Annotated in this window: 28 protein-coding genes; 14 read left to right on the top strand and 14 right to left on the bottom strand. The window is 63.1% G+C overall.

The genetic code is table 11. The features are described from left to right. Positions 1-103 precede the first annotated feature (103 nt). The gene (locus tag ACI3KW_RS14870; RefSeq protein WP_404848713.1) at positions 104-943 is read left to right on the top strand and encodes a GH25 family lysozyme; all 840 of its coding nucleotides are present in this window, start codon (positions 104-106) and stop codon (positions 941-943) included. An 85-nt stretch (positions 944-1,028) separates the two neighbouring features. Continuing rightward, positions 1,029-1,151: a hypothetical protein gene (locus ACI3KW_RS14865; protein WP_404848712.1), complete on the top strand. Its 123-nt coding sequence runs from the start codon at positions 1,029-1,031 to the stop codon at positions 1,149-1,151. Positions 1,152-1,421: 270 nt separating this feature from the next. Here the strand turns inward: ACI3KW_RS14865 and ACI3KW_RS14860 are convergent, their stop codons facing one another. From ACI3KW_RS14860 to rsmI, 5 genes are all read right to left on the bottom strand, one after another. Continuing rightward, a complete protein-coding gene (locus tag ACI3KW_RS14860) occupies positions 1,422-2,054 on the bottom strand; it encodes a MarC family protein (protein ID WP_113120574.1) in 633 nt (210 codons plus the stop codon). Positions 2,055-2,121: 67 nt separating this feature from the next. Beyond that, on the bottom strand, positions 2,122-2,316 hold the full coding sequence (locus tag ACI3KW_RS14855; protein WP_284394127.1) for a DUF2283 domain-containing protein: 195 nt from the start codon (positions 2,314-2,316) through the stop codon (positions 2,122-2,124). A gap of 306 nt (positions 2,317-2,622) precedes the next feature. Beyond that, the gene (gshB, locus tag ACI3KW_RS14850) at positions 2,623-3,561 is read right to left on the bottom strand and encodes a glutathione synthase (protein ID WP_404848711.1); all 939 of its coding nucleotides are present in this window, start codon (positions 3,559-3,561) and stop codon (positions 2,623-2,625) included. A 44-nt stretch (positions 3,562-3,605) separates the two neighbouring features. Further along, positions 3,606-3,992 carry a YraN family protein gene (locus tag ACI3KW_RS14845; protein ID WP_404848710.1) on the bottom strand — a complete coding sequence of 129 codons (387 nt, stop codon included), beginning with the start codon at positions 3,990-3,992 and terminating at the stop codon, positions 3,606-3,608. After that, positions 3,961-4,848: a 16S rRNA (cytidine(1402)-2'-O)-methyltransferase gene (rsmI, locus tag ACI3KW_RS14840; RefSeq protein ID WP_404848709.1), complete on the bottom strand. Its 888-nt coding sequence runs from the start codon at positions 4,846-4,848 to the stop codon at positions 3,961-3,963. The genes ACI3KW_RS14845 and rsmI overlap by 32 nt, the downstream gene beginning before the upstream one ends. Before the next feature lie 87 nt (positions 4,849-4,935). Between rsmI and ACI3KW_RS14835 the strand changes: the two genes are divergently transcribed. After that, positions 4,936-6,192, top strand: a complete 1,257-nt coding sequence (locus ACI3KW_RS14835; protein ID WP_404848708.1) for a penicillin-binding protein activator — start codon at positions 4,936-4,938, stop codon at positions 6,190-6,192. On the opposite strand, the gene hemW is transcribed toward ACI3KW_RS14835, so the two are convergent. Genes hemW through rph form a run of 4 tightly spaced genes read right to left on the bottom strand, consistent with a single transcriptional unit; the run spans position 6,189 to position 8,903 of the window. After that, positions 6,189-7,346 (bottom strand): radical SAM family heme chaperone HemW, encoded by a 1,158-nt coding sequence (gene hemW, locus ACI3KW_RS14830; protein WP_404848707.1) that lies wholly within the window; start codon positions 7,344-7,346, stop codon positions 6,189-6,191. The two genes, ACI3KW_RS14835 and hemW, sit on opposite strands and share 4 nt — an antisense overlap. 35 nt (positions 7,347-7,381) lie before the next feature. Further along, positions 7,382-8,029: a non-canonical purine NTP pyrophosphatase gene (locus ACI3KW_RS14825; RefSeq protein WP_113120544.1), complete on the bottom strand. Its 648-nt coding sequence runs from the start codon at positions 8,027-8,029 to the stop codon at positions 7,382-7,384. Beyond that, complete coding sequence (locus ACI3KW_RS14820; protein WP_162740092.1) at positions 8,026-8,190, bottom strand: hypothetical protein; 165 nt, start codon at positions 8,188-8,190, stop codon at positions 8,026-8,028. The genes ACI3KW_RS14825 and ACI3KW_RS14820 overlap by 4 nt, the downstream gene beginning before the upstream one ends. Beyond that, entirely contained in the window at positions 8,187-8,903 is a 717-nt protein-coding gene (rph, locus tag ACI3KW_RS14815) for a ribonuclease PH (protein ID WP_404848706.1), read from the bottom strand. The genes ACI3KW_RS14820 and rph overlap by 4 nt, the downstream gene beginning before the upstream one ends. A gap of 153 nt (positions 8,904-9,056) precedes the next feature. Between rph and hrcA the strand changes: the two genes are divergently transcribed. Continuing rightward, a complete protein-coding gene (gene hrcA, locus ACI3KW_RS14810; RefSeq protein ID WP_404848705.1) occupies positions 9,057-10,127 on the top strand; it encodes a heat-inducible transcriptional repressor HrcA in 1,071 nt (356 codons plus the stop codon). Positions 10,128-10,214: 87 nt separating this feature from the next. Beyond that, a complete protein-coding gene (grpE, locus tag ACI3KW_RS14805) occupies positions 10,215-10,796 on the top strand; it encodes a nucleotide exchange factor GrpE (RefSeq protein WP_035099450.1) in 582 nt (193 codons plus the stop codon). A 120-nt stretch (positions 10,797-10,916) separates the two neighbouring features. On the opposite strand, the gene pncA is transcribed toward grpE, so the two are convergent. Continuing rightward, entirely contained in the window at positions 10,917-11,552 is a 636-nt protein-coding gene (gene pncA / locus ACI3KW_RS14800; RefSeq protein ID WP_404848704.1) for a bifunctional nicotinamidase/pyrazinamidase, read from the bottom strand. A gap of 164 nt (positions 11,553-11,716) precedes the next feature. Here pncA and ACI3KW_RS14795 point away from each other — a divergent pair, with 164 nt between their 5' ends. The 4 genes from ACI3KW_RS14795 to dnaJ all read left to right on the top strand — a co-directional run bounded on the left by ACI3KW_RS14795 (position 11,717) and on the right by dnaJ (position 16,807). After that, positions 11,717-12,049, top strand: a complete 333-nt coding sequence (locus ACI3KW_RS14795) for a hypothetical protein (RefSeq protein WP_113120549.1) — start codon at positions 11,717-11,719, stop codon at positions 12,047-12,049. 248 nt (positions 12,050-12,297) lie between these two features. Continuing rightward, the gene (gene dnaK / locus ACI3KW_RS14790) at positions 12,298-14,211 is read left to right on the top strand and encodes a molecular chaperone DnaK (RefSeq protein WP_404848703.1); all 1,914 of its coding nucleotides are present in this window, start codon (positions 12,298-12,300) and stop codon (positions 14,209-14,211) included. Between the two features lie 196 nt (positions 14,212-14,407). After that, positions 14,408-15,475: an alpha/beta hydrolase gene (locus ACI3KW_RS14785; protein WP_404848702.1), complete on the top strand. Its 1,068-nt coding sequence runs from the start codon at positions 14,408-14,410 to the stop codon at positions 15,473-15,475. Between the two features lie 192 nt (positions 15,476-15,667). After that, on the top strand, positions 15,668-16,807 hold the full coding sequence (gene dnaJ, locus ACI3KW_RS14780; protein WP_113120552.1) for a molecular chaperone DnaJ: 1,140 nt from the start codon (positions 15,668-15,670) through the stop codon (positions 16,805-16,807). A 246-nt stretch (positions 16,808-17,053) separates the two neighbouring features. On the opposite strand, the gene ACI3KW_RS14775 is transcribed toward dnaJ, so the two are convergent. Further along, positions 17,054-17,458: a VOC family protein gene (locus tag ACI3KW_RS14775; protein WP_404848701.1), complete on the bottom strand. Its 405-nt coding sequence runs from the start codon at positions 17,456-17,458 to the stop codon at positions 17,054-17,056. A gap of 130 nt (positions 17,459-17,588) precedes the next feature. Here ACI3KW_RS14775 and ACI3KW_RS14770 point away from each other — a divergent pair, with 130 nt between their 5' ends. The 4 genes from ACI3KW_RS14770 (at position 17,589) to ACI3KW_RS14755 (ending at position 20,272) form a co-directional block, all read left to right on the top strand. Further along, entirely contained in the window at positions 17,589-18,134 is a 546-nt protein-coding gene (locus tag ACI3KW_RS14770) for an NADPH-dependent FMN reductase (protein ID WP_404848700.1), read from the top strand. A 3-nt stretch (positions 18,135-18,137) separates the two neighbouring features. Beyond that, positions 18,138-18,743, top strand: coding sequence for a histidine phosphatase family protein (locus ACI3KW_RS14765; RefSeq protein ID WP_404848699.1), 606 nt, complete (start codon positions 18,138-18,140; stop codon positions 18,741-18,743). Positions 18,744-18,806: 63 nt separating this feature from the next. Beyond that, entirely contained in the window at positions 18,807-19,505 is a 699-nt protein-coding gene (pyrF, locus tag ACI3KW_RS14760; protein WP_113120556.1) for an orotidine-5'-phosphate decarboxylase, read from the top strand. Further along, positions 19,502-20,272, top strand: a complete 771-nt coding sequence (locus ACI3KW_RS14755; protein ID WP_404848698.1) for a TIM barrel protein — start codon at positions 19,502-19,504, stop codon at positions 20,270-20,272. The genes pyrF and ACI3KW_RS14755 overlap by 4 nt, the downstream gene beginning before the upstream one ends. Here ACI3KW_RS14755 and ACI3KW_RS14750 read toward each other — a convergent pair whose 3' ends face one another. Both ACI3KW_RS14750 and ACI3KW_RS14745 read right to left on the bottom strand, forming a co-directional pair. After that, entirely contained in the window at positions 20,273-21,277 is a 1,005-nt protein-coding gene (locus tag ACI3KW_RS14750; protein ID WP_404848697.1) for an adenosine kinase, read from the bottom strand. Between the two features lie 69 nt (positions 21,278-21,346). Beyond that, entirely contained in the window at positions 21,347-21,907 is a 561-nt protein-coding gene (locus ACI3KW_RS14745; RefSeq protein WP_404848696.1) for a TetR/AcrR family transcriptional regulator, read from the bottom strand. Between the two features lie 60 nt (positions 21,908-21,967). On the opposite strand from ACI3KW_RS14745, the gene ACI3KW_RS14740 reads away from it, so the two are divergent. Next, positions 21,968-22,423 carry a DUF2214 family protein gene (locus ACI3KW_RS14740; protein WP_404848695.1) on the top strand — a complete coding sequence of 152 codons (456 nt, stop codon included), beginning with the start codon at positions 21,968-21,970 and terminating at the stop codon, positions 22,421-22,423. Here the strand turns inward: ACI3KW_RS14740 and nth are convergent. Next, positions 22,420-23,094, bottom strand: a complete 675-nt coding sequence (nth, locus tag ACI3KW_RS14735; RefSeq protein ID WP_404848694.1) for an endonuclease III — start codon at positions 23,092-23,094, stop codon at positions 22,420-22,422. The genes ACI3KW_RS14740 and nth overlap by 4 nt on opposite strands. Positions 23,095-23,101 lie beyond the last annotated feature (7 nt).

The following is a 23,101-nucleotide window of genomic DNA, read 5'->3' as shown; positions in this document are numbered from 1 at the left end:
CTCATTAACCATGCGCGCTGCCACACTGGTTACCCTAATCCTCCATTAACCGCGCCATGTTGAATCAAAGGCCAGATTTGTTTGTTGCATAGAGTTCCGCCCAATGACCGCCAGCCGGCCATTCTTCTCGTTTTCCGCCATCGCCAAGACCTCGCTGGCTGCGGCCGTCGTGTTCATCCTGGCTGCCTGTTCCACCGGCGGAGGGCTGTACGGCGCCATTCCCGGTGACAATCGCCCGCATAAGGGCGTCGACCGCGCCCGCAATATGCCGATCCAGGGGATCGACGTGGCGCGCTATCAGGAGAATGTGGACTTCCCGGCCGCTTTTGGCGCCGGCATCCATTTCGTCTTCATGAAGGCGACCGAGGGCAAGGATTATGTCGACCCCAATTTCCGGGTGAACTGGGAGCGGGCGCGCCAGTCCGGCATGCCGCGCGGCGCCTATCACTTCATGACCTGGTGTTCGCTGGCCTCCGAGCAGGCGGCCTGGTTCATCGCCAATGTACCCAATGATCCTGATGCGCTGCCGCCGGTGCTCGATCTGGAATGGAACAATCATTCGAGCTGCAAGAACAAGCCGAGCCGGGCCGATGCGCTGGAAAAGATCCGCGTCATGCTGGACGCCATGGAGCGCCATACCGGCAAGCTGCCGATCATCTATACCGACATGAATTTCCACCGCGATATTCTGGAAGGCGAATATTTCCCCAATGCATTCTGGCTGCGCTCGACCGCCGCCGAGCCGCATGAGCGCTATCACAACCGCACTTGGACCTTCTGGCAGTGGACCCAGACCGGGGTGGTGCGTGGCGTGCGCGGGGAAGTGGATCGCAATGCGTTTTACGGCAACCAGAACGACTGGCTGACCTTCCTCTCGACCGGTTGCGATCCGCGCGCCATTGCGGCGCTGCTACCGACCGGGCGGTGCGGCTACGCCAAATAATTGCGGGCCTTGCCAGCCTCTTGGGGCAGGATTAGCCTCACCCATGTAATTGCGGGCGGGCGCCCGACTAGAGGAGGACCATTCGATGGCCAAAGGACAAATGCGCAGCAATAAGGAAGCCAAGAAACCCAAAAAGGACAAGGTCGCTGCGGCCAAGCCCGTGACGGGTCTGGGCGCCGGCAGCACCGGCAATGTGGCCAAGAAATAGGGCCAGGTTTGCCTTGCTGAAATGTCGAACGGTCGGCTCACGCCGGCCGTTTTTTATTGCACCGTGCTGAGCTGGGATGGCGATGTCTGCGTGGCGGCAATGCCGGCCGCGCCGGAGCCGATAATGGCAAAGATCAGCAAGACGATTGCCGCGGTGATACGCATAAGCCCCTCCGCCTCATTCAAGGTCTTGAGGGATAGGTGCGCCCCAAGTTCGGCAGGGTCAAGACCCGTGTTAAGACTTGATTAACATAGCAATTTTACGAAAATTCTAGCCGCCGAGCAGGCCGCTGGCCTTGACCCCGTCAAAGACGAATTGCACCGCCAAAGCCGCCAGCAGAATGCCGACGACGCGCGACACCACGGCTAGGCCCGTAACGCCCAGCAGGCGCTGGATGGGGATAGCGACCAGCAGCGTCAGCCAGGCGAGGAACAGAATCACCACGATGGCGACCAGCACGGCCCAGAATTCGAGATCGGTCTTGGTGCCGGTGGTGAGCAGGATCACCGCCGAAATAGCGCCGGGGCCGGCCAGCAGCGGCATGGCCAGCGGGAAAACGGCAATATCCTCGCGCTGCCGGGCCTCGACCTCTTCCTCATCGGTGGTGCCGGTGCCGCCCGAATGGCGGGCGAACACCATGTCGATGGCGATCAAAAACAGCAGCAGACCACCGGCCGTGCGCAAGGCCGGAATGGTGATGCCGAACACCTCGAGAATCGCGCTGCCCAAAACGCCGAACAGCAGCAGGATCAACCCGGCAATAATCACGCCGCGCGTGGCAAAGGCAAAGCGCTGCTTGGCCGTATTATGCTTGGTCAGCGCCGCGAAGATAAAGGCGATGTCAGCCACGCCCACAGTGGCAAACAGGGTCGCAAAGGCGACGAAGAATGTCGTTGTGGGCATTGCCGGCCGGTCCCCCGCTTCTCGCCACCAGCATTAGCGGGTTAGAGGGGCGGGGGCCAGTCCTGCGTCAGGCGACCTTGTCGAGCAGATCGGGCGACAGGTGGGCACGGGCGTCCAGCACTTCCATGCCGACAATGCGCCCGTCGGCGTCATAGTCCAGCACGATGCCTTCCGAAACCTCTTCGCTCTCCTCGATGGGTTCGGGCGAAAAGCGGATATAGGCGGCGTTGGCTTCGCGGTCATAGGTGACGGTCGGCTTCATTTGGGCCTCGCGCGGCGATCAAGGAACGCCGAAAGTATACGGATTTCTGCCGAAGTTTCCACAAGCGCCACGCGAAGGTAGCGGCCGCCCCGCTCGGGAATAGCGCGGAAGCGGCGAATGACATCGGGACTGCTCGGGTCAGCTTCCTGCCAATGGGGCCCGAAAACCGTCAACTCCACCCAGGCCGGATCAAGCTGCCGCTCTGCCATGGCATCCAGCGCGTTTGAGTGAATAGTATCGGCCTGGCCATCGCTTACCTCCAAGAATTAGGCCAAGCCATAGTTCGGCAATGGTTGAGCTGAAAAACTACCGCCGCTTCTCGATCGCGTCCCAGATCATCACGGCTATGTCGGGGCCGCCGAAGCGTTTGATTTCGCGGATGCCGGTGGGGGAGGTGACGTTGATTTCGGTAAGGTAGTCGCCGATGACGTCGATGCCCACAAAGATCATTTCTCGCGCCTTTAGAGCGGGGGCAATCGCAGCACAGATTTCCTTCTCGCGCTCGGTGAGCGGAGAAAGTTCGGGGCGGCCGCCGACATGCATATTGGAGCGCGCCTCGCCATCGGCGGGAATGCGGTTGAGACCGGCCACGGGCTCGCCATCGATGATGATGATGCGTTTATCGCCCTTGCGCACATCCGGCAGGTATTTCTGGATCATGAAAGGTTCGCGGTAATTGGCTTCGAACAATTCGAGGAGGCTCGCCAGATTGTGGTCGCCCTCCTGGATGAAGAAGACGCCGGCCCCGCCATTGCCGTAGAGCGGCTTGACGATGATATTGCCATGCTCCTTGCGGAATTCGTGGATCTGGCTGCGGTCGCGCGTCACCAGGGTCGGCGGCATCAGCTCGGGGAAATCGGTGACCAGGATTTTTTCGGGCGCATTGCGCACGGCGGCGGGCGGATTGACCACCAGCGTCTTGGGGTGGATGCGCTCAAGCAGATGCGTGAGCGTGATATAGTTCATGTCAAAGGGCGGGTCCTGGCGCATCAGCACCACGTCCTGGGTGGAGAGATCAATGCGCGCCGCTTCGCCCAGGGTGAAATGCTCGCCCTTGGGCTTGTCGATCACGGTGATCGGGGCGGCCAGCGCCGAAACCACATTGCCGCGCAGCGCCAGGCTGTCGGGCGTATAATGCAGCAATTGGTGCCCGCGCTCCTGCGCCTCCAGCATCATGGCGAAGGTGGAATCCCCGCGTGGATTGATACTGGCGACATGGTCCATCTGGACGGCGACTTTGAGCATGCTGTTGGCCCTTGTTTGATTCTTGAGTTCCAGGCGCGATCCTATCAGGTCGCGTTGAACGCATTCACCAAATGGCGCGGCCATGTGCGGGGTGCAAGGAAAATTACGTCAAAGCGCAGGTCGGTATGGGCCTTGGCCGGATGGCGGCTGAGCCAATATTCGGCGGCCCGCGCGATGCGCGCTTGATTGACTGCCGCCAGGGCCTCGGCATGGGCGCTGGCTTTATTGCGCGTTTTGACCTCGACAAAGACCGTCACGCCGAAGCGCTCGGCGATGAGGTCGATTTCTCCGACCGGAGTTTTGTAGCGGGTCTCCACGATCCGGTAGAGCTTGAGCCGCAGGAAAAACGCGGCCAGCGCCTCGCCGCGATGACCGCCCAGATGAGCTTTGAGGCGCGCCTTACTTTTCGGCTTTAAGGGCGAGGGCGGCATCGTAGACTTCCTTGCGCTTGAGCCCGTATTTTTTTGTCACTTCGTCCACTGCAGCCCGCAGGGGGTGCTTGTCCATTTCGGCCACGAGGTCGGCTTGCCAGTCGGCAGCATCGGGGGCGCTAGCTTCGGCCGCGCCGGCAACGACGATGACGGCTTCGCCCTTGGTTTCGGTATCAGCAAATTCGACAGCGAGAACGGGCAGGGTGCCGCGATGGACGCGCTCGAAGCGTTTGGTCAGCTCCAACGCCACCGCCGCCTGCCGCTCGCCAAAGATTTCGGCCATGGCCGCCAGCGTGTCATCGAGCCGGCGGGGGCTTTCGTAAAACACCAAAGTTTCACGTGAATCCTTAAGCGCGGTCATGGCATTGGCGCGGGCGCCGGCCTTGTTGGGCAAAAAGCCGTGAAAGGCAAAGGCATCGGTGGGCAGGCCCGCCACCACCAGCGCCGAAAGCAGGGCCGAAGCGCCAGGAATGGGAAAAACCGGCAGATTGGCTTCGGCCAAAGCGCGGATCAGCGGAAAGCCGGGATCGGACAGCAGCGGCGTGCCGGCGTCGGAAATCAGCGCTATGGCCTGGCCTGCAGCGACGCGGGCGACGATATCGTCGGCCTTGGCGCGTTCATTATGCTCATGCAGCGCCACGCGGCGGCCCTTGATGCCGTAATGGTCGAGCAGGCGGGCGGACATGCGGGTGTCCTCGCACAGCACGACCGAGGCCGCGGCGAGGGTTTCCAGCGCGCGGATGGTGATATCGCGCAGATTGCCGATCGGCGTCGCCACGACATAAAGGCCTGGGGCGAGAGGCGGGGCGGCGAAGGCGGTGCCGGCGATGAAATAGCCGGAGGAGGGTTCGGTCATGGCTTTGCCTTGTCGCACGTCATTGACGCCGAGTTAACGATATCGGCGCAAGATGTTAACCGATTGCTATCAATTCGAGGGCATGGGGTGGGCATTGTCAAACCATCCACGCGACGAATCCGGCTGGCGCTGCTGAGTGCGGCGCTGCTCGCCGTGTCCTCCTGCACTCCGGGCGAATACCAGATCGGTTCGCGCAGCTTCAGCTTTCCCTTTGGTGACTCGAGCCCGCCACAAGGCCAACCCATTCCGATGCAGCAGGGCAGCATGATGCCCATGCCGGTGGCGACCGGCCCATCCGAGAGCTTCGGGCGCGGGCCGGTCAAAGTGGCCTTGCTGCTGCCGTTGAGCGGGGACCCCGGCACGGCCTCGGTGGGCATGGCGCTGGCCAATGCCAGCAAGCTCGCCATCAGCTTTATCGAGGCCAATCCCAATATTGCCGAGAACATCACCATCACCCTGCGCGATACCGGCACCAGCATCGAGGGCGCGACCAGCGCTGCCAGTGCGGCGGTGACGGATGGCGCCAAGCTGATCCTGGGGCCATTGCGAGCCGATCAGGTGACGGCGGCGGGCGCGGTGGCGCGCTCGGCCGGGCTGCCGCTGATCGGGTTTTCCAACAATCCCGATGCCGCCAGCCCCGGCGTGTACCTCTTGAGCGTCTTGCCGGATGCCGAGATGAAACGCTCCCTGGCCTATGTGCGGACGCAGGGCCGTCGCGGCATTGCCGGGATTTTCCCCAATACCGAATTCGGGCAGGCGCAACAGGCCGCGTTCCGCCAACAGGCGGCCGCGGCGGGCTATCAGCCGCAGGCGGTTTATGGATTTTCTGGCGCCGGGGAAGTGCCGCAGGTCATCAGCCAGGCGCTCCCGCTGATCCAGAGCGGGGTGATCGATACGCTCTTTTTGCCCGATCGGGCCAGTGCACCGGGTTTTGCCGCGGCCTTGCAGCAAGCCGGAGTGACGCCCGGCCGGGTGCTGCTGGTCGGCTCGGCCGATTGGCAGGGCGACATGGCGATATTGCAATCCCCGTCACTGAGCGGGGCGGTCTATCCCAGCGTCGACGATGGCGGGCTCAATGCCATTGCCGGCGAATACCAGGCCCGGTTCGGCACCCAGCCGCATCCGCTATCGACCATCGCCTATACGGCAACGATCCTCGCCAATGTGAACACGCTGTCCATGGCCAACCCGCCCTATAATCCGAGCCTGATGCTGGCCGCATCGGGCTTCAACGGGCGCGACGGGATATTCCGCTTCCTGGGCAATGGCCGCAGCGAATATGGGCTGGTGATCAAAAAGCTCGCGCCGGGCGGCGCGGTGACGATTGACGGCGTAAAACTCTAGGCCGCCAGATCCGCCACTACGGCATCCAGCACGGGCCAGCCCCGGTCCGTCACGCGGATATTGCCATTGGGCAGCGTCTCGACAAACCCATAGCCCTTCAAGTCATCAATCTGCCGCTGGTTGATCTTGCGGCCGGAAATGGCGGTGAAGCGAGACGGGGAAATGCCTTCCTTGAGCCGCAGGCCCATGACGAGGAATTCGTCGCCTTGCTCTTCCCAGGTCAGCACATCGTCCACCACCATGCCGTGGCCGGCCGCATTGACCTTTTTCTGCCAGTCGAAGGGCATTTTTTCAGCCGCAGTGGCGTGGCGCTGATTGTTGATCATCAACCGACCATGGGCGCCCGGACCAATGCCGGCATATTCGCCATAGCGCCAATAGAGCATATTGTGCTGGCTTTCCTGGCCGGGGCGGGCGTGGTTGGAAATCTCGTAGGCGGGCAGGCCGGCGGCAGCGGTCAATTCCTGGGTCAGCTCATAGAAATCGGCCGAGAGATCCTCGTCCGGCATCTTGAGCTTGCCGGCCTTGTGCAGGTCGAAATAGCGCGTGCCCTGCTCGATGGTCAGCTGGTAGAGGCTGATATGGCCGCGCGCCATCCAGAGCGCTTCCTTGAGCTCGTCTTCCCAATCTTCCAGCGTCTGATGGGGACGCGCATAGATCAGATCGAAGCTCGAGCGCTCGAATACCGATTGGGCGATACGCACCGCCGTAATGGCTTCGTCCACCGTGTGGCGGCGGCCCAGTTCAGCCAGCGGCTTGTCGCGCAAAGATTGCACGCCCAGCGAGACGCGGTTGACCCCGGCGGTGCGGAACCCCTTGAAACGGTCGACTTCGACGCTGGTCGGATTGGCTTCGAGCGTGATCTCGGCATGGCGCTCGACGGTCCAATGCTTGGCAATGGCGTCAATGATCTTGCCGGTGGCCCAGGGGCTCATCAGCGAGGGCGTGCCGCCGCCGAAAAACACCGATTGGACGACCCGGCCAGGCGCCAGCTCGGCGGCATGGGCGATTTCGCGCTCATAGGCCGCGACATAGCCTTCCTCGTCAAAGGGGCCGCGATGGACATGGCTGTTGAAGTCGCAATAGGGGCATTTGGACGCGCAGAACGGCCAATGCACATAGACGCCGAACAGGTCATTGCTGGATTGCGGCATTCCCTGCTCCCAATAATGGCTGCCACATGATGCGGTCAGTCCTTGGCAATCTGGTCCTCGACGAATTTCGAAAAGGCACGGGCGCGGTGGCTGAGGCCCTGCTGGCCGGGGGCCCAGCTATGCTTGGCTTCGGCCGCCATCTGCCCAAAGGTGATGTCATAGCCATCGGGCATGAAAACCGGATCATAGCCATGACCGCGCTCGCCGCGCGGCGGCCAGACCAGGGTGCCATCGCAGCGGCCGACGAAAAGTTCATCGCGGCCATCGGGATGGGCGAGGCATAGCGTGGCATTGAAATAGCCGCGGCGCTGGTTGGGCGAAGTGGCATTGGCCGCCTGCAAGGCATCTTCGACGCGCTTCATGGCATGCTCGAAATTGCGCGGCATGCCGGCCCAATCGGCCGTATAGACGCCGGGATCGCCGCCCAGCGCATCGACGCAGAGCCCCGAATCATCGCTCAGCGCCAGCATGCCCGAAGCCTGGGCGGCGGCATGGGCCTTGATGCGCGCATTTTCGGCAAAGGTGGTGCCGGTTTCCTCGGGCTCGGGCAGGTCGAGCTCGGCCGCCGAAATGATTTCGAGGCCAAAGGGCTCGAACAATTCCTGGAATTCGACCAGCTTGCCCTTGTTGTGGGAGGCCAAAACCAGGCGGTCGCCATCGCGCAGGCGGGGTATCGAGGTCATCGTGCTGCCCCCTTGGCCTTGCGTTCGCTGGCGGCACGGGCCGATTGATCGAGCGCGCGGCTCACATCATGCCAGAGGGCGCAATTTTCGCCCGGCGTGGAGCGGATGGGCTCGGGGGCGGGCTGATTGCCGGTGAGTTTTTTGAGAATCCAGCCGATCATGAGGCGAGCGCCGCTTGTTGGAGCAGGGTCAGTTCGCCAATGCCCTGTTCGGCCAGCGCCATGAGCGCATTGAGCTCGTCGCGGCTGAAGGGGACCTGTTCGGCCGTGCCCTGGATTTCGACGAACTTGCCCGAGCCGGTCATGACGAAATTGGCGTCGGTATGGGCTTCGACGTCCTCGAGATAATCGAGATCCAGCACGGGAGCGCCGCGATAGATGCCGCAGGAGACCGCAGCCACCGATTCGCGCAGCGCATTGCCTTTGGTCAGCTTGCGCTCGCCCATCCAGCTCAGCGCATCGGCCAGCGCGATATAGGCGCCGGTGATCGAGGCGGTGCGGGTGCCGCCATCGGCTTCGAGCACATCGCAATCGACGGTAATCTGGTTTTCGCCCAGCAATTGCAGGTCGACCACCGCACGCAGCGAGCGGCCAATGAGGCGCTGGATTTCCTGGGTGCGGCCCGATTGCTTGCCGGCGGTCGCCTCGCGGCGGGTGCGGCTGCCGGTGGCGCGGGGCAGCATGCCATATTCGGCGGTAACCCAGCCCTGGCCCTTGCCGCGTAGCCAGCTGGGAATGCTGGTCTCCACCGATGCCGTTACCAGCACCTTGGTATTGCCGAAGCTGACGAGGCACGAGCCTTCCGCCTTTTGGGCGACGCCGCGCTCGATGGTTACGGCGCGCATCTGGTTGGGCTCACGTCCGGAAGGCCGCATGGGCAAATCACCTGAAGACAAGTCAAAGAAAAGGGCTGTTAACCGCCTCTTAACCCTGATGGGCCTCGCTCACAAGTCGCGGACGCTTGGCGGGAGGCAGCAATGCCCTTAAATGAGAGCTCAGGGTTAAAGGGATAATTTGAATCTTTTCTCATGACAAAGCCCCCGGAAGACTTTCTCAGCGTCCTCAATGCCCGTAGCCAGGACATCTTCAAGAAGATCGTCGAGCGCTATCTCGATACCGGCATGCCGGTGGGTTCGCGCGATCTCAGCCGCATGCTGCAGGTGGGGCTGTCCCCCGCCTCGGTGCGCAATGTCATGGCCGACCTCGAAGATCTGGGGCTGATCGCGGCCCCGCATACCTCAGCCGGCCGCGCCCCGACCCAGGAAGGCCTGCGGTTTTTCGTCGATGCCATGCTCGAAGTGGGCGCGGTGGATGAACGCGAGCGCAGCCAGATTGCCAGCCATATCGAAGGACGGCAGGGCCAGGTCGAGGATTTTCTGACCGAGGCCAGCCAGCTTTTGAGTGGCCTCAGCCAGGGGGCAGGGGTGGTGATCGCCGCCAAGGCCGACATGGTGCTGCGCCATATCGAATTTGTGCGGCTCGACGCCAGCCGCGCCATGGCCGTGCTGGTGGGGCAGGACGGGCAGGTGGAAAACCGCATCATGGACCTGCCGCCGGGCCTTGCCGCCAGCACCTTGACCCAGGCCAGCAATTATCTCGCCCATCACGTGGTCGGCCGTACCATTGCCGAGGCGCGCAAGGTCTTGGCCGAGCAACGCGCCGAACAACGGGCCGAACTCGATGAACTGACGCAAAAACTGGTCGATGCCGGCATAGCCACGCTCAGCCAGCCCTCGGCCTCGAGCCAGCCCACGGTGATCGTGCGCGGCCGGGCCAATTTGATCAATGATGCCATGGCCTCGGACGATCTGGCGCGGATGCGGCAGCTCTTCGACGAGCTCGAAAGCAAGGATGGCTTGCTGGACCTCCTGGGTGACGCCGAAAAGGCGCAGGGCGTGCGCATCTTTATCGGCTCGGAGAACAAGCTGTTCTCGCTCTCCGGCTCCTCGGTGATCCTGAGCCCCTATAAGGACGCCAATGACAAGGTGGTCGGCGTGTTGGGGGTGATCGGCCCGACCCGGCTCAACTATGCCCGCATCGTGCCGGTAGTGGATTACACCGCCAATGTGATTTCCGCGATGATGGCGCGCAAGCGTTAGTGCGGCGTTCCCAAGGCTTGAAAAAGCGCCATGTTTGGCCGATATGGCTGATTAAATCCCGAACTGTTTGCGGAACCCAAATTCATGATGAGCGACGAAAACGCCGCCAATGGCGAAACGCCCGAAGTCGAAACCCCTGAAGCGACCCCTGAGATCGATCCGATCGAAGCGCTGCGCGCCGAGAATGCCGAGCTCAAGGACCGGGTGTTGCGGACCATTGCGGAGATGGAAAACCTGCGCAAGCGCACCGAGCGTGATGTCGCCGACACGCGTTCCTACGCCATTGCCGGCTTCGCCCGCGACATGCTCTCGGCCACCGACGCGCTGAGCCGGGCCTTGCTGGTGCTGCCGCCCGAAGCCCGCGAATCGGGCGATGCGACCACCAAGAGCCTGATCGAAGGCATCGAGATGACCGAGCGCGAAATGCAGCGCCTGCTCGCCAAGCATGGCGTCAAGCCGATCGAGGCCGAAGGCCAGAAATTCGATCCGCACAAGCATCAGGCCATGTTCGAAGTCCCCGATCCCAGCCGCCCGGAAGGCACGGTCGTGCAGGTCGTGCAGGCGGGCTTTGCCATCGGCGACCGCGTGCTGCGCCCCGCCATGGTCGGCGTCGCCAAAGGCGGCCCCAGCCACGCCCCGGCCGACGAAACGGTGGATAAGAGCGTTTGACGGCTTAACGCCACCTCACCAATCTAGGGGCGCCAGCAATGGCGCCCTTGTTGTTTGGGGAGGAGAAGGACGGAGATCCCGTTCCAACACGGCCGGACATGGCGTTCGGAGCGCTCGGCGCTACCCCAGAATATCCTTGCTCAGCACCCGTTCCACGCCGGCCTCTGCCATATCGGCCCAGGCCCGTTCCAGGCTCCCGGCATTGTCGATCGCCCGGGTGGCGTCCTCGATGATTGTCACATCATAGCCCGCGGCGGCGCCATCAATGGCGGTCCAGCCGACGCAGAAATCGGTGGCGAGGCCGACCATATAGAGCCGGTCCACATCGCGCTCGTTCAGATAACCGGCCAGGCCCGTCAGCGTTTCGCGGTCGGCTTCCTGGAAGCCGGAATAGCTGTCGATCCGGGGATTATAGCCCTTGCGGATGATCAGCTGCGCCTGGGGGATGTCGAGATCGGCCGAAATCTGCGCGCCGTGGCTCATCCAGACGCAATGGTCGGGCCAGAGCACCTGGGTCCCATAGGGCAGCTCGATGGTCTCGAACGGAGCTTTGCCGGGATGATTGCTGGCAAAGGAAATGTGATTGGCCGGGTGCCAGTCCTGGGTCAGCACGACATTGGTGAATTTTCTGGCCAGCGTATTGATCAACGGCACGATCTCGTCGCCGCCGGTCACCGCCAGATTGCCGCCGGGCAGGAAGTCATATTGCATGTCGACGACGATCAGCACGTCCTGGGGGGTGATGGCGATCGGCATGGCAGCAACTCCTCAAATGAACCGCGATGAGACTGCCTTGCCCGGGGCTGTCCGGGCAAGGGGGGCCACGTTCACCAGCGCCATGGAATTGCGCTTGGCGGCGGCACGTCCGCGTGCCATCTATCTCGCCCGGCCGCAGCAGACGGCCGGTTTGGGGACAATCCATGCATAATCTTCTCAAGGGCGGTCTTGCCGCCCTGGCCCTTGTGGGCGGCGCAGCGCCGGCCCTGGCGCAGAATGTCGAATTCACGCTGATCAATGCCAGCTCGCAATCGCTGCATTATTTCTACACCACGCCCAGCGCCGAAAATAACTGGGGCGAGGACCTGTTGGGCCCCGATGGTACGCTGGAAGCGGGCATGCAGGGCACGGTAAGCATTGGCGACGGCTCGGACCAGTGCCTCTATGATTTCCGCTTCGAGACCGGCGAAGGCGCTACGCTCGAGGTGAACGAAGTCGATATCTGCACGCTGGACGAATATACGCTGACCGACTAATTGGCTGGCCCGATCATGGCAGCGCGGCGGGAACGGCGCCGCGCACCTGTCGGGCCGCGTACAACAATGAATCAAACCCAAGGCAAATCCGGGCTCTGCGCGCTTGAAGCGCCATGCTCACCCCCCTATATACGCCCAAGGCCCAGCAATGGGCACATTCCAGTTGCAAGGAACCCGGCCTGCGCGGCCACGGGGCTGCTTCGCAAGGAGGGCTCCTCAATGGGTTTGCTGAAAGAGAGGCTAGAGTAATGGCTAAAGTTATCGGTATCGATCTGGGCACCACCAATAGCTGCGTTGCAGTGATGGACGGCGCCAATCCCAAGGTCATCGAAAACGCGGAAGGGGCCCGCACCACCCCCTCGATGGTCGCCTTCAGTAAGGATGGCGAACGTCTTGTCGGCCAGCCGGCCAAGCGCCAGGCGGTCACCAATCCCGAAGGCACGCTGTTTGCCGTCAAGCGCCTGATCGGGCGCCGCTTTGACGATGGCGTCGTTGCCAAGGACAAGAATCTGGTCCCCTTCAAGATCGTGAAGGCGGACAATGGCGATGCGTGGGTGGAAGCCTCGGGCGAAAAGTATTCGCCCTCGCAGGTTTCGGCCATGATCCTGCAGAAGATGAAGGAAACCGCCGAATCCTATCTGGGTGAAAATGTTACCCAGGCTGTGATCACGGTTCCCGCCTACTTCAACGACAGCCAGCGCCAGGCCACCAAGGATGCCGGCCGCATTGCCGGGCTTGAAGTGCTGCGCATCATCAACGAACCCACGGCTGCCGCGCTCGCCTATGGCCTCGACAAGAAGGCCGCCGGTACGATCGCCGTCTATGACCTTGGCGGCGGCACGTTCGACGTGTCGGTGCTGGAAATCGGCGATGGCGTGTTCGAAGTGAAGTCGACCAATGGCGACACGTTCCTGGGCGGCGAAGACTTCGACATGCGTCTGGTCGATTACTTTGCCGACGAGTTCAAGAAAGAGCAGGGCATCGACCTGCGCAATGACAAGCTCGCTCTGCAGCGCCTCAAGGAAGCTGCCGAAAAGGCCAAGATCGAGCTGTCGGCTTCGACCCAGACCGAAATCAACCTGCCCTTCATCACGGCAGACGCGTCGGGCCCCAAGCATCTGACGCTCAAGCTGAGCCGTTCCAAGTTCGAATCGCTGGTCGATGACCTGATCCAGAAGACCGTCGAGCCCTGCAAGCAGGCGCTCAAGGATGCCGGCCTGACCGCAGCCCAGATCGACGAAGTCGTGCTGGTCGGTGGCATGAGCCGCATGCCCAAGGTGCAGGAAGTGGTCAAGCAGTTGTTCGGCAAGGAACCCCACAAGGGTGTCAACCCGGACGAAGTCGTGGCGCTCGGCGCGGCCATCCAGGCCGGCGTGCTGCAGGGCGACGTCAAGGACGTGCTGCTGCTCGACGTGACGCCATTGTCGCTCGGCATCGAAACGCTGGGTGGCGTCTTCACCCGCCTGATCGATCGCAACACGACCATTCCGACCAAGAAGAGCCAGACCTTCTCGACCGCCGAGGACAGCCAGTCGGCCGTGACCATCCGCGTGTTCCAGGGTGAACGCGAAATGGCCGCCAACAACAAGCTGCTCGGCAATTTCGACCTGACCGGCATTCCGCCCGCACCGCGTGGCGTGCCGCAGATCGAAGTGACCTTCGACATCGATGCCAACGGCATCGTGCAGGTTTCAGCCAAGGACAAGGGCACCGGCAAGGAGCAGCAGATCCGCATCCAGGCTTCGGGTGGCCTCAGCGACGCCGACATCGAAAAGATGGTCAAGGAAGCCGAGCAGAATGCCGAGGCCGACAAGGCCAAGCGCGAAGCTGTGGAAGCCAAGAACCAGGGCGAAAGCCTGATCCACTCGACCGAAAAGTCGCTCAAGGAATATGGCGACAAGGTTTCGGCCGAGGACAAGACCGCCATCGAAACCGCGATCACCGACCTCAAGGGCGTGATCGACGGCGAGGACGGCGAAGCGATCAAGGAAAAGACCGCGGCTTTGGCCGAGGCCTCGATGAAGCTGGGCGAAGCCATGTACAAGGCCAGCCAGGCAGAAGCCGAAGCCAAGGCCAATGGCACCGCCGATGAGGACGAAGACGATGTCGTCGACGCCGACTTCGAAGAGGTCAAGGACGACGACGACAAGAAATCGGCTTAAGTCCGGTTTGAATGAATCGAGGGGGCCCGGCGCAAGCCGGGCCCTTTTGTTTTGCCCCGATGAACTGGTGCTGGCCGGTGGCTGTGGTGCGATTCCGTTTCACGTGAATCACCCGCCGCAAAAACAGCACGATTGGGCCTAAATCCCGGCCGAATAGGGGGATCAAACAGAGCCAGTTTAGAAACGAGGTGGCTCGATGAGCGATTCCAGCGCGAATATTCCTGAGCCGGCCCACCAGGCCGACACGATCGGGCGCATTGCCGAATTGATCGGTGGCGATCCGATGAGCCGGCTCGATACCGATATGAAGCATGTGCTCGACGCCCTGGCCGAACTCGGCGCGCGACCGCTGGAACAGGCAACGCCCGCCTCGGCAAGGCGCCAGCCCAAGGCTGCCGATGCCATAGCCGGCATTCTGGCCTTGCAGACCCGCGAAGCCGCCGATGATGGCGTGACTGCCGAGGATATTGCCGTCGAGACCGGCGAGGACACGAGCCTGCCTGCGCGCCTCTATCGCCCCTTGGGCCTACTCAGCCGGCTCAATCCGATGATCCTCTATTTCCACGGCGGTGGCTTTGTCACCGGCGACCTCGATACGCACGATGCCTCGGCCCGTGCCCTGGCGCGGCGCACCGGCGCCATTGTGGTCTCGGTGGCCTATCGCCTCGCGCCCGAGCACAAATTTCCCGCCGCCCATGACGATGCCTGGGCGTCCTGGCGCTGGCTGATTGCCAAGGCGCGCGAGCTGGGCGGGGACCCACGCCGGCTGGCGATTGCCGGCGAGGATGCCGGTGCCAACCTTGCAGCCAATGTGGCATTGCGCGCCCGCAAGGAGCGCGTCACCCAGCCGCTGCACCAATTGCTGATCCATCCCATCGCCGGCAGCGATCTGACCACCGCCTCCTATGGCGCCACGCTCCGGGTCCGCCCGATCGGGCTGGCTGCCATGCGCTGGCGCTTCCGGCACCTGTTCGAGGATGCCGAATCCATCAAGGACCAGCGCATTGATCTGGTCGCCCGCGACGATTGGCGCGGCGTGGCCCCGGCCACGATCGTGCTGGCCGAGATCGATCCGCTGCGCTCGGAAGGCGAGGCTTTGGCCGAAGCTCTGGAAGCCGCCCATGTGCCGGTCAATTGCTGGGTTTATGACGGGGTAACGCAGGGCTTTTTCGGGCTGGGCGTGCTGGTCACCAAGGCGCTGTTCGCCCAGGGCGACGCCGCCGATGCGCTGAGCAAGGCCTTCATGTCCGACCGGCGCGGGTGATCGCCTGAACATCCGCCGAATCAGCAATGTTGAACCGCCCGCCGTCGCTTGCTAAGAGCGGCGGCGATGGTTTTGCCCGTTAACCGACCCCAGCCCCTTGCGGGGAGCGGGGTCGATTGCCATCTAGGGCGAGACGTGGGGCTGGTTTGATCAGGGGCGTATGCGCCCCCAAAATGCATTCGGAGTTGTTTCTTGGCCAAACGGGATTTCTATGAGGTGCTTGGCGTGGCCAAGGGCGCCGACGATGCAGCGCTGAAAAGTGCCTATCGCAAGCTCGCCATGCAGCATCACCCCGATCGCAATCCCGGCAATGCCGACGCCGAGGCCAAGTTCAAGGAAATCAACGAGGCCTACGACACGCTCAAGGACGGCCAGAAGCGCGCCGCCTATGACCGGTTCGGCCATGCCGCCTTCGAAAATGGCGGCGGGCGTGGTCCCGGCCCCGGTTTCGGCAGCGATTTCAATTCCTCCATGTCCGATATTTTCGAGGACATCTTTGGCGACTTCATGGGCGGAGGCCGCCGCGGCGGGGGCGGGGGTGGCGCCGCCAAGCTGCGCGGCGCCGACCTGCGCTATAATCTTGAAATCAGCCTCGAAGAAAGCTTTGCCGGCCGCACCGTCGAAATCGACGTGCCCACTTTGGTGGGCTGCACCACCTGCGATGGTTCGGGCGCCAAGCCGGGCACCGGCACCCATACCTGCCGCCAGTGCAATGGCCATGGCAAGGTGCGCGCGGCCCAGGGCTTTTTCACCATTGAACGTACCTGCCCGGTCTGCCAGGGCCGCGGCCAGATGATGGACCAGCCCTGCACCGATTGCGGTGGCCAGGGCCGGCGCCAGGAAAATCGCAAGCTCTCGGTCGATATCCCAAAGGGCATCGAGGACGGCACCCGCATCCGCCTCGCCAATGAGGGCGAAGCGGGCTTGCGCGGTGGCCCGCCGGGCGATCTCTACATCTTCATCTCGATCCGCCCGCATGAGCTGTTCCAGCGCGACGGGGCCGATCTTTACGCCCGCGTCCCCATCGCCATGACCACTGCCGCCCTGGGCGGGGAATTCGAAGTGCCCACGCTCGACGCCACCCGCGCCAAGGTCAAGGTCGCCGCCGGCACCCAGCCCGGCCAGCGCGTCCGCCTCAAGGGCAAGGGCATGCCGGTGCTGCGCAGTAAGGATGTCGGCGATCTCTATGTGCAGCTCGATATCGAAACGCCGCAGGCCCTGAGCCGCAAACAGCGCGAACTGCTCGAAGAATTCGCCCGGCTCGAGACCGAAGAGAACAGCCCGACCTCGGGTGGGTTCTTCGACAAGCTCAAGAAGATGTTCGAGGCTTAGGGGGGCACGCCGAGCACTCCCCTAACGCGTGTCACCCCGGCGCAGGCCGGGGCACGAAGGCCGGGAGCCACGGTCCACCCTTCTCCCCTTGTGGGAGAAGGTGCCCGAAGGGCGGATGAGGGGTCTCTTTCTTCTGAACTTCTGGCATAGGCGAGCGCAGTACCCCTCACCCTGACCTTCCGCTGAACGCGTCAGGTCGGTCCCTCTCCCACAAGGGGAGAGGGGAAGAAGGTGCGGCGCGAGCCCTCACCCCTGCACATAGTTCGGGTCCATCCACACCACCTCCCAGATATGGCCATCCAGATCGGCAAAAGCCTTGCTGACCATGAAGCCGTAATCATCGCCGGGACGCACTTCGGTGCCGCCGGCCGCTATCGCCTTGTCGAACAGCTCGCCCACCGCCTCCCGGCCGTCGCGGGAAATGGCGATCAGCACTTCGCTTGAGATCTTGGCGTCGGCGATCACCTTGGGCGTGAACTGCTTGAACTTTTCATGGGTCAGCAGCATGGAGAAAATGTTTTCCTCGATCACCATGGCCGCCGCCGTCTCATCGGTGAATTGCGGATTGAAGCTGAACCCCAGCTTGCCGAAAAACGCCTTGGACGCCTCCAGATCGGCGACGGGCAGGTTGATGAAGATATTGGTGGCCACGATGTCTCTCCCTATTAGTAAAGCATTTGCTTAAGTTAAGCGCGATGCCGCTAGGGAGTCAAGTCCGGCTCTTGCCGAAGCGAGGGCGCGCAGGCAGACTTGCCGAACCGCAGCAGGAACTCCCCCAACCATGCCGACCGCCCTTACCCTTTCCGGCTCCATCCGCACCGGATCGTATAATCGCCTGTTGCAGGCTCATATCGGCCGCAAGCTCGAAGAGGCCGGTGTCAACGTCACGGCGCTCAATCTCGCTGATTTCGACATGCCAATCTTCAATGAGGATCTGGAGCCCGACAATGTGCCCGAAGCCGCGGTGCGCCTGGCCGAGCTGTGGCGCAGCCATGACATTATCTTCATCGCCAGCCCCGAATATAATGGCGGGGCCTCCCCACTGATCATCAACACGCTGGCCTGGGTCAGCCGCCAGCGCCCCAGCCCGTTCCAGCACGCCATATTCGGCATTGGCGGGGTCAGCTCGGGCAAATATGGCACCATCTGGGGCCTCAGCCATTTGCGCGAATCGCTGACCAAGGTGGGCGCCCTGGTGGTGCCGACCCTCCTGGGCATCGGGCCGGCCAGCGAAGCCTTTGACGAGGCCGGCGCGCCCAGCGAGCCCGCCATCATCCGCAAGGTCGACAGCATGGTTAGGGAACTGACCCATTTTTCGCGGGGCTGAACCATGCTGGCGCTCTACGTGACCCATCCGCAGGTCAGAATGGACCCCAATGTGCCGGTGCCGCTCTGGGGCCTGTCGGAGGAGGGCAGGCGCCGCGCCGAGGCTTTTGCCGCCCGTGGTGTGATCCCGTCCGGCGCGCCGATCTTTTCCAGCAGCGAGCGCAAGGCCGTGGAGCTGGCCGAGATCATCGCCGCTGTCACCGGCAGCGTCATCGTCTGTGAACACGCCATGGGCGAGAATGATCGCAGCGCCACCGGCTTCCTGCCACCCGAGCTGTTCGAGGCCACCGCCGACCGCTTCTTTGGTGAGCCAGACACCAGCGTGGATGGCTGGGAGCGGGCGATCGACGCCCAGGCTCGTATCGTGGACGCCGTCGACACGGCATTGGCCGGCGTATCGGGGGATGGGCCAGTGGTGTTTTGCGGCCATGGCGCGGTGGGCACATTGCTCAAATGCCATGTTGCTGGCCGCGCCATCAGCCGCGCCGAAGATCAGGGCCACGCGGGCCCGGGCGGCGGCAATGGCTTTGTGTTCGACCTTGCCGGCAGCCAATTGCACAGCGAATGGACCCGTATCGAGGATATCGCCCAAGGCTGGCATCAGCGCTGAGGCTTGCGGCGCAGCCGGATTTGCGTTAACGCCACAGCAATAGCGACATCGGAGGGAAACACCATGACTGGCCAGTTAATCGTGGGCCTCGACGTTTCGTCACGCGCGCGCGCCGAGGAAATCGTCTCCCTGCTGGGCGATAGCGTGGATTTCTACAAGATCGGCTATCAGTGCTTTTATGGCGCCGACGGCTACGCGCTGGGCCGCGACCTGCTCAAGGCCGGCAAGAAAGTCTTTTTCGACCTCAAGCTGCTCGATATCGACAACACGGTCGAAAAAGGCGTCGCCGCCATTGCCGAAACCGGCGCGACCATGCTGACCGTGCACGCCTACCCCAAGACCATGCAGGCTGCTGCCAAGGCCGCCAAGGGTTCGGATCTCTGCGTGCTCGGCGTCACCGTGCTGACCTCGATGGACGATGCCGATGTGAAAGATGCCGGCTATGCCCGCGATGCGGCAGGGCTGGTGGCCCTGCGGGCGCAGCAGGCGCGCGATGCGGGCATTGGTGGAGTGGTGACCTCCCCGCACGAGGCCGAAATGGTGCGCACTATTCTGGGGCACAAGATGTTCATCGTCACCCCCGGCATTCGCCCGGCCGGCACGGCCCTGGGCGATCAAAAGCGGGTCATGGCGCCGGGCGAGGCTTTGGCCCTGGGCGCGACGCATCTGGTAGTCGGCCGTCCGATCATCGCGGCGCCCGATCCCAAGGCTGCAGCCTTGGGTATTCTCAATGAAATGAACAGCGGCACGCGGCTGGCATGAAGGGCTATTCGGCCTGTATCGACATGCTCTTCGTGCCGGAAACGGCCGATGTGGCGCAGCGCATTCACCTGGCCAAGGTCTCAGGCATGGATGCCGTGGAATTCTGGCTGTGGTCCAACAAGGACCTCAACGCCATTGAAGACGCGCTGGGCCAGACCGGGCTGGCATTGGCGGGGATCGTCGCCGAGCCCTTTGCCGAACTGACCCGCACCGGTGACCACAACCGCTTCCTCGAGGGGCTGGCGCAAAGCCTTGCCGTCGCCCAGCGCTTGGGCACCAAGGTGATGATCGCCCAGGCCGGCCCGCTCCTAGAGGGCATATCCCGCGAGAGCCAGCATGATGCGTTGGTGGAAGCCATGGCGCGCTCGGCCGATGTGTTCAAGGGCTCTGGCGTGCAGCTGGCGCTTGAGCCCCTCAACACCCTGGTCGACCACGCCGGCTATTACCTGCATTCGACCGCTGAAGGGCTCGACATCGTCGAGGCGGTCAATCGTCCCGAAATCGCCCTGCTCTACGATCTCTACCATTCCATGGTGATGGGCGAAGTCCCCCAGGACGTGCTGGCCGGCCGGGTCGAGCGCATCGCCCATATCCACGTCGCCGACCACCCCGGCCGCAACCAGCCGGGCACGGGTGGGCTGCCGCTGAAGCAGAGTCTCGATTGGCTCGCCGCCAATGGCTATGCCGGCTATATCGGCCTGGAATTCAAGCCGACCGGCGAGACGGCGGCAGCGCTGGATGAAACGCGGGCAGAACTGGGGCGCTAACTACCCCGCCAGTCCGTGCGCTTCGGCCAGTCCCGTCAACTCTACCAGCGGCCGTGCGCCGATATGGCTGATCACTTCCGATGCCGCGAGGCACCCGGTCTTGAGCGCTGATTCCATGGTCTGCCCGCGCGCCATGCCGAGCAGGAACCCCGAGGCAAACAGATCGCCCGCGCCGGTGGCGTCCACCACCTTGTCGACGGGGAAGGCCGGCACCGAAGTGATCTCGCCATTGTAGATCGCCATGGCTCCGTCGGCGCCCATGGTGATGGCGGCCAGCTCGGCATCCTTGGCGATTTCGCGCACCGCTTCGCCCAGATCATCGGTCTGGTACAGCGATTTGAGCTCATGCACATTGGCAAAGACGTAGTCGATGGTCTTGGAGCGGATCAGGTCCAGGAATTCGGCGCGGTAGCGGTCGACACAGAACGGGTCGCTCAGCGTAAAGGCCGCGGCGCGCTCATTCTTGTGCGCGTAGTGGGCCGCCAGCACGAAGGCCTTCTTGGCTTCCACCGGGTCCCACAAAAAGCCTTCCATATAGGTGATGGCGGCGGCGCCGATCTCGTCGGGGCGGATATCGGCCTCGGTCAATTGGTGGCAAGCGCCGAGATACGTGTTCATGGTGCGCTCGCCATCTTCGCTGAGGAAGATCATCGAGCGGGCCGTCAGCGCGCCATTCTTGAGGCGGCTGGTGCTGTAATGCACGCCGATGGCGTCCAGATCGCTTTCAAACACATCGCCCAGCGGATCATCGGCCACCTTGCCGACAAAGGCGGCGCGGCCACCCAGCGAGGCGACGCCGGCGGCGGTATTGGCGGCCGATCCGCCCGAAATCTGCTGCCGCGTCAGCGGCATCTTGCCATAGAGGTCCTCGGCCCGATCGGTATCGATCAGGTGCATGATGCCCTCGCTCATGCCTTCGCGTTCGATAAATCCCGCCTCGACCGGCGCGATGATGTCGACAATCGCATTGCCGATGGTGAGGACGTCAAAACGGGAATGGGACATGAAGGGGGTCCGCCGGTGAGGAAATTTTCCGACGCCCGGTTTAGACGGGCAGCGGCGTTGGGGCAAGTGTTAGAGGTGTTCGACGATCTCGGCGATCAGGGCTTCAGTGTCTTCCCCGGCGCGAATGGCGATCTGGCCATCCAGCAGCAGCACCGCCAGCCCATGCACCCGCGCCCAGGCGGCGAGCGCCGTGATGCGGCCGGTTTTGGTGTCGCCGCCGCTGATATGGCGCAGCGTGTCGAAGGCCGCGTCGGCGGCCATGCGCAGGCCGGGGCGGCCATCCTTTTTGAGCTGGGGCGAGAACATCAGCCGGAACAGATTGGCATTGTCGAGCGCGAACAGCACATAGGTCTTGCCCATGGCCGCCATCAGATCGGGCGGATTGGTCGGGGGTATGGCCTCCATCGCCGCGGTGAAACGCTGGAAGCCGGTGACAGCCAGGGCCTCGAGCAAAGCCGCCCGGCTGTCGAAATGCCGATAAGGCGCCGCCGCCGAGACGCCCACCGCGCGGGCCAGGTCGCGCAGGCCCAGCCCCGCCTCGCCATCGCGCTCGAGAATGGTGAGTGCGGCTTCGAGCAGAGCCTGGCGCAGATTGCCGTGATGATAGGGCGCGTTTGATGATGTTGACATTGATCACATGAGGGAGCAGATATGTAAACATTGATAACATAGAGCATCGAGGGCTCGCAAATGGATATCGGACTGATCCTGGCCATAGCGCACCATTTGGCCGTGTTCACCCTCGTCGGCATCATCGCCGCCGAATTCGCCCTGCTACGACCAGGCATTGCCGGCACCCGCCTCAGCCAGCTGGCGCGGATTGACGGCGCCTATGGTGGGGTGGCCACGTTGGTGATCATTGTCGGCTTCACCCGCGTCTTCTTCGGCGGCGTGGAGGCGAGCTATTACCTGACCAATTTCGCCTTCTGGGCCAAGATGGCGGCCTTTGTCGTCGTGGGCCTGCTCTCGATTCAGCCGACCCTGTCGCTGCTGCGCTGGCGCAAACGTCTGGCCAGCGAGCCAGACTTTGCTCCGCCCGCCGGCGAAATCGCCGCAAGCCGCAAGTTCCTGCATGGCGAAGTGGCCATACTGGTGCTGATCCCGATTTTCGCCGCCGCCATGGCGCGGGGCTATGGCGTGGCCTAGTTGCCCCGCGGCAGCGGCGTCTTCGGCTCGAACCGGCACCATTCGGCGATAGCGCAGCGCCAGCATTCGGGCTTGCGCGCCTTGCAGACGTAGCGCCCGTGCAGGATCAGCCAATGGTGCGCATGCAACAGATATTGCGGCGGGATCACCTTGAGCAGCGCCTGTTCCACCGCCAGCGGCGTCGCGCCCGGCGCCAGTCCCGTGCGGTTGCCGACACGGAACAGATGGGTGTCCACCGCAATGGTAGGCTGCTTGAACCAGATATTGAGCACCACATTGGCCGTCTTGCGGCCCACCCCGGGCAGGGCCTCCAGCGCCTCGCGATCCTCCGGTACTTCGCCATTGTGCCGCTCCAGCAGCAATTGGCTCAGCGCAAAGACATTCTTGGCCTTGGTGCGGAACAGGCCGATGGTCTTGATCTCAGCTTCGATTTGCTCCTGGCCCAAAGCCACCATGGCCGTCGGGGAGGGCGCCAGCTCGAACAGGCGCTTGGTCGCCTTGTTGACGCCGGCGTCCGTCGCCTGCGCCGACAGCACTACCGCCACCAGCAGGGTAAAAGCGTTGATGTAATCGAGCTCGCCCTTGGGCTCTGGCTCGATCTCGTGGAACCGGGCGAAGATGGCTTCGACATCGGCTTTGGGCAGGCTCTTCACTTTTTTCGCCACAGCCATTCTCTCG

Source organism: Devosia sp. ZW T5_3 (assembly GCF_044987315.1).
GTDB lineage: Bacteria > Pseudomonadota > Alphaproteobacteria > Rhizobiales > Devosiaceae > Devosia.
Note: the sequence above shows the minus strand (reverse complement) of the source record. Positions and strands in the feature narration are given on the sequence as shown.

What these genes read in the sequence shown, in the direction of transcription:
- ACI3KW_RS14870 (WP_404848713.1), top strand. Translation starts at nt 104, where the DNA reads ATGACCGCCAGCCGGCCATTCTTCTCGTTTTCCGCCATCGCCAAGACC.
- ACI3KW_RS14865 (WP_404848712.1), top strand. Translation starts at nt 1,029, where the DNA reads ATGGCCAAAGGACAAATGCGCAGCAATAAGGAAGCCAAGAAACCCAAA.
- ACI3KW_RS14860 (WP_113120574.1), bottom strand. Translation starts at nt 2,054, where the DNA reads ATGCCCACAACGACATTCTTCGTCGCCTTTGCGACCCTGTTTGCCACT.
- ACI3KW_RS14855 (WP_284394127.1), bottom strand. Translation starts at nt 2,316, where the DNA reads ATGAAGCCGACCGTCACCTATGACCGCGAAGCCAACGCCGCCTATATC.
- gshB (WP_404848711.1), bottom strand. Translation starts at nt 3,561, where the DNA reads ATGCTCAAAGTCGCCGTCCAGATGGACCATGTCGCCAGTATCAATCCA.
- ACI3KW_RS14845 (WP_404848710.1), bottom strand. Translation starts at nt 3,992, where the DNA reads ATGCCGCCCTCGCCCTTAAAGCCGAAAAGTAAGGCGCGCCTCAAAGCT.
- rsmI (WP_404848709.1), bottom strand. Translation starts at nt 4,848, where the DNA reads ATGACCGAACCCTCCTCCGGCTATTTCATCGCCGGCACCGCCTTCGCC.
- hemW (WP_404848707.1), bottom strand. Translation starts at nt 7,346, where the DNA reads ATGCCGCAATCCAGCAATGACCTGTTCGGCGTCTATGTGCATTGGCCG.
- ACI3KW_RS14825 (WP_113120544.1), bottom strand. Translation starts at nt 8,029, where the DNA reads ATGACCTCGATACCCCGCCTGCGCGATGGCGACCGCCTGGTTTTGGCC.
- ACI3KW_RS14820 (WP_162740092.1), bottom strand. Translation starts at nt 8,190, where the DNA reads ATGATCGGCTGGATTCTCAAAAAACTCACCGGCAATCAGCCCGCCCCC.
- rph (WP_404848706.1), bottom strand. Translation starts at nt 8,903, where the DNA reads ATGCGGCCTTCCGGACGTGAGCCCAACCAGATGCGCGCCGTAACCATC.
- hrcA (WP_404848705.1), top strand. Translation starts at nt 9,057, where the DNA reads ATGACAAAGCCCCCGGAAGACTTTCTCAGCGTCCTCAATGCCCGTAGC.
- grpE (WP_035099450.1), top strand. Translation starts at nt 10,215, where the DNA reads ATGAGCGACGAAAACGCCGCCAATGGCGAAACGCCCGAAGTCGAAACC.
- pncA (WP_404848704.1), bottom strand. Translation starts at nt 11,552, where the DNA reads ATGCCGATCGCCATCACCCCCCAGGACGTGCTGATCGTCGTCGACATG.
- ACI3KW_RS14795 (WP_113120549.1), top strand. Translation starts at nt 11,717, where the DNA reads ATGCATAATCTTCTCAAGGGCGGTCTTGCCGCCCTGGCCCTTGTGGGC.
- dnaK (WP_404848703.1), top strand. Translation starts at nt 12,298, where the DNA reads ATGGCTAAAGTTATCGGTATCGATCTGGGCACCACCAATAGCTGCGTT.
- ACI3KW_RS14785 (WP_404848702.1), top strand. Translation starts at nt 14,408, where the DNA reads ATGAGCGATTCCAGCGCGAATATTCCTGAGCCGGCCCACCAGGCCGAC.
- ACI3KW_RS14770 (WP_404848700.1), top strand. Translation starts at nt 17,589, where the DNA reads ATGCCGACCGCCCTTACCCTTTCCGGCTCCATCCGCACCGGATCGTAT.
- ACI3KW_RS14765 (WP_404848699.1), top strand. Translation starts at nt 18,138, where the DNA reads ATGCTGGCGCTCTACGTGACCCATCCGCAGGTCAGAATGGACCCCAAT.
- pyrF (WP_113120556.1), top strand. Translation starts at nt 18,807, where the DNA reads ATGACTGGCCAGTTAATCGTGGGCCTCGACGTTTCGTCACGCGCGCGC.
- ACI3KW_RS14755 (WP_404848698.1), top strand. Translation starts at nt 19,502, where the DNA reads ATGAAGGGCTATTCGGCCTGTATCGACATGCTCTTCGTGCCGGAAACG.
- ACI3KW_RS14750 (WP_404848697.1), bottom strand. Translation starts at nt 21,277, where the DNA reads ATGTCCCATTCCCGTTTTGACGTCCTCACCATCGGCAATGCGATTGTC.
- ACI3KW_RS14745 (WP_404848696.1), bottom strand. Translation starts at nt 21,907, where the DNA reads ATGTCAACATCATCAAACGCGCCCTATCATCACGGCAATCTGCGCCAG.
- ACI3KW_RS14740 (WP_404848695.1), top strand. Translation starts at nt 21,968, where the DNA reads ATGGATATCGGACTGATCCTGGCCATAGCGCACCATTTGGCCGTGTTC.
- nth (WP_404848694.1), bottom strand. Translation starts at nt 23,094, where the DNA reads ATGGCTGTGGCGAAAAAAGTGAAGAGCCTGCCCAAAGCCGATGTCGAA.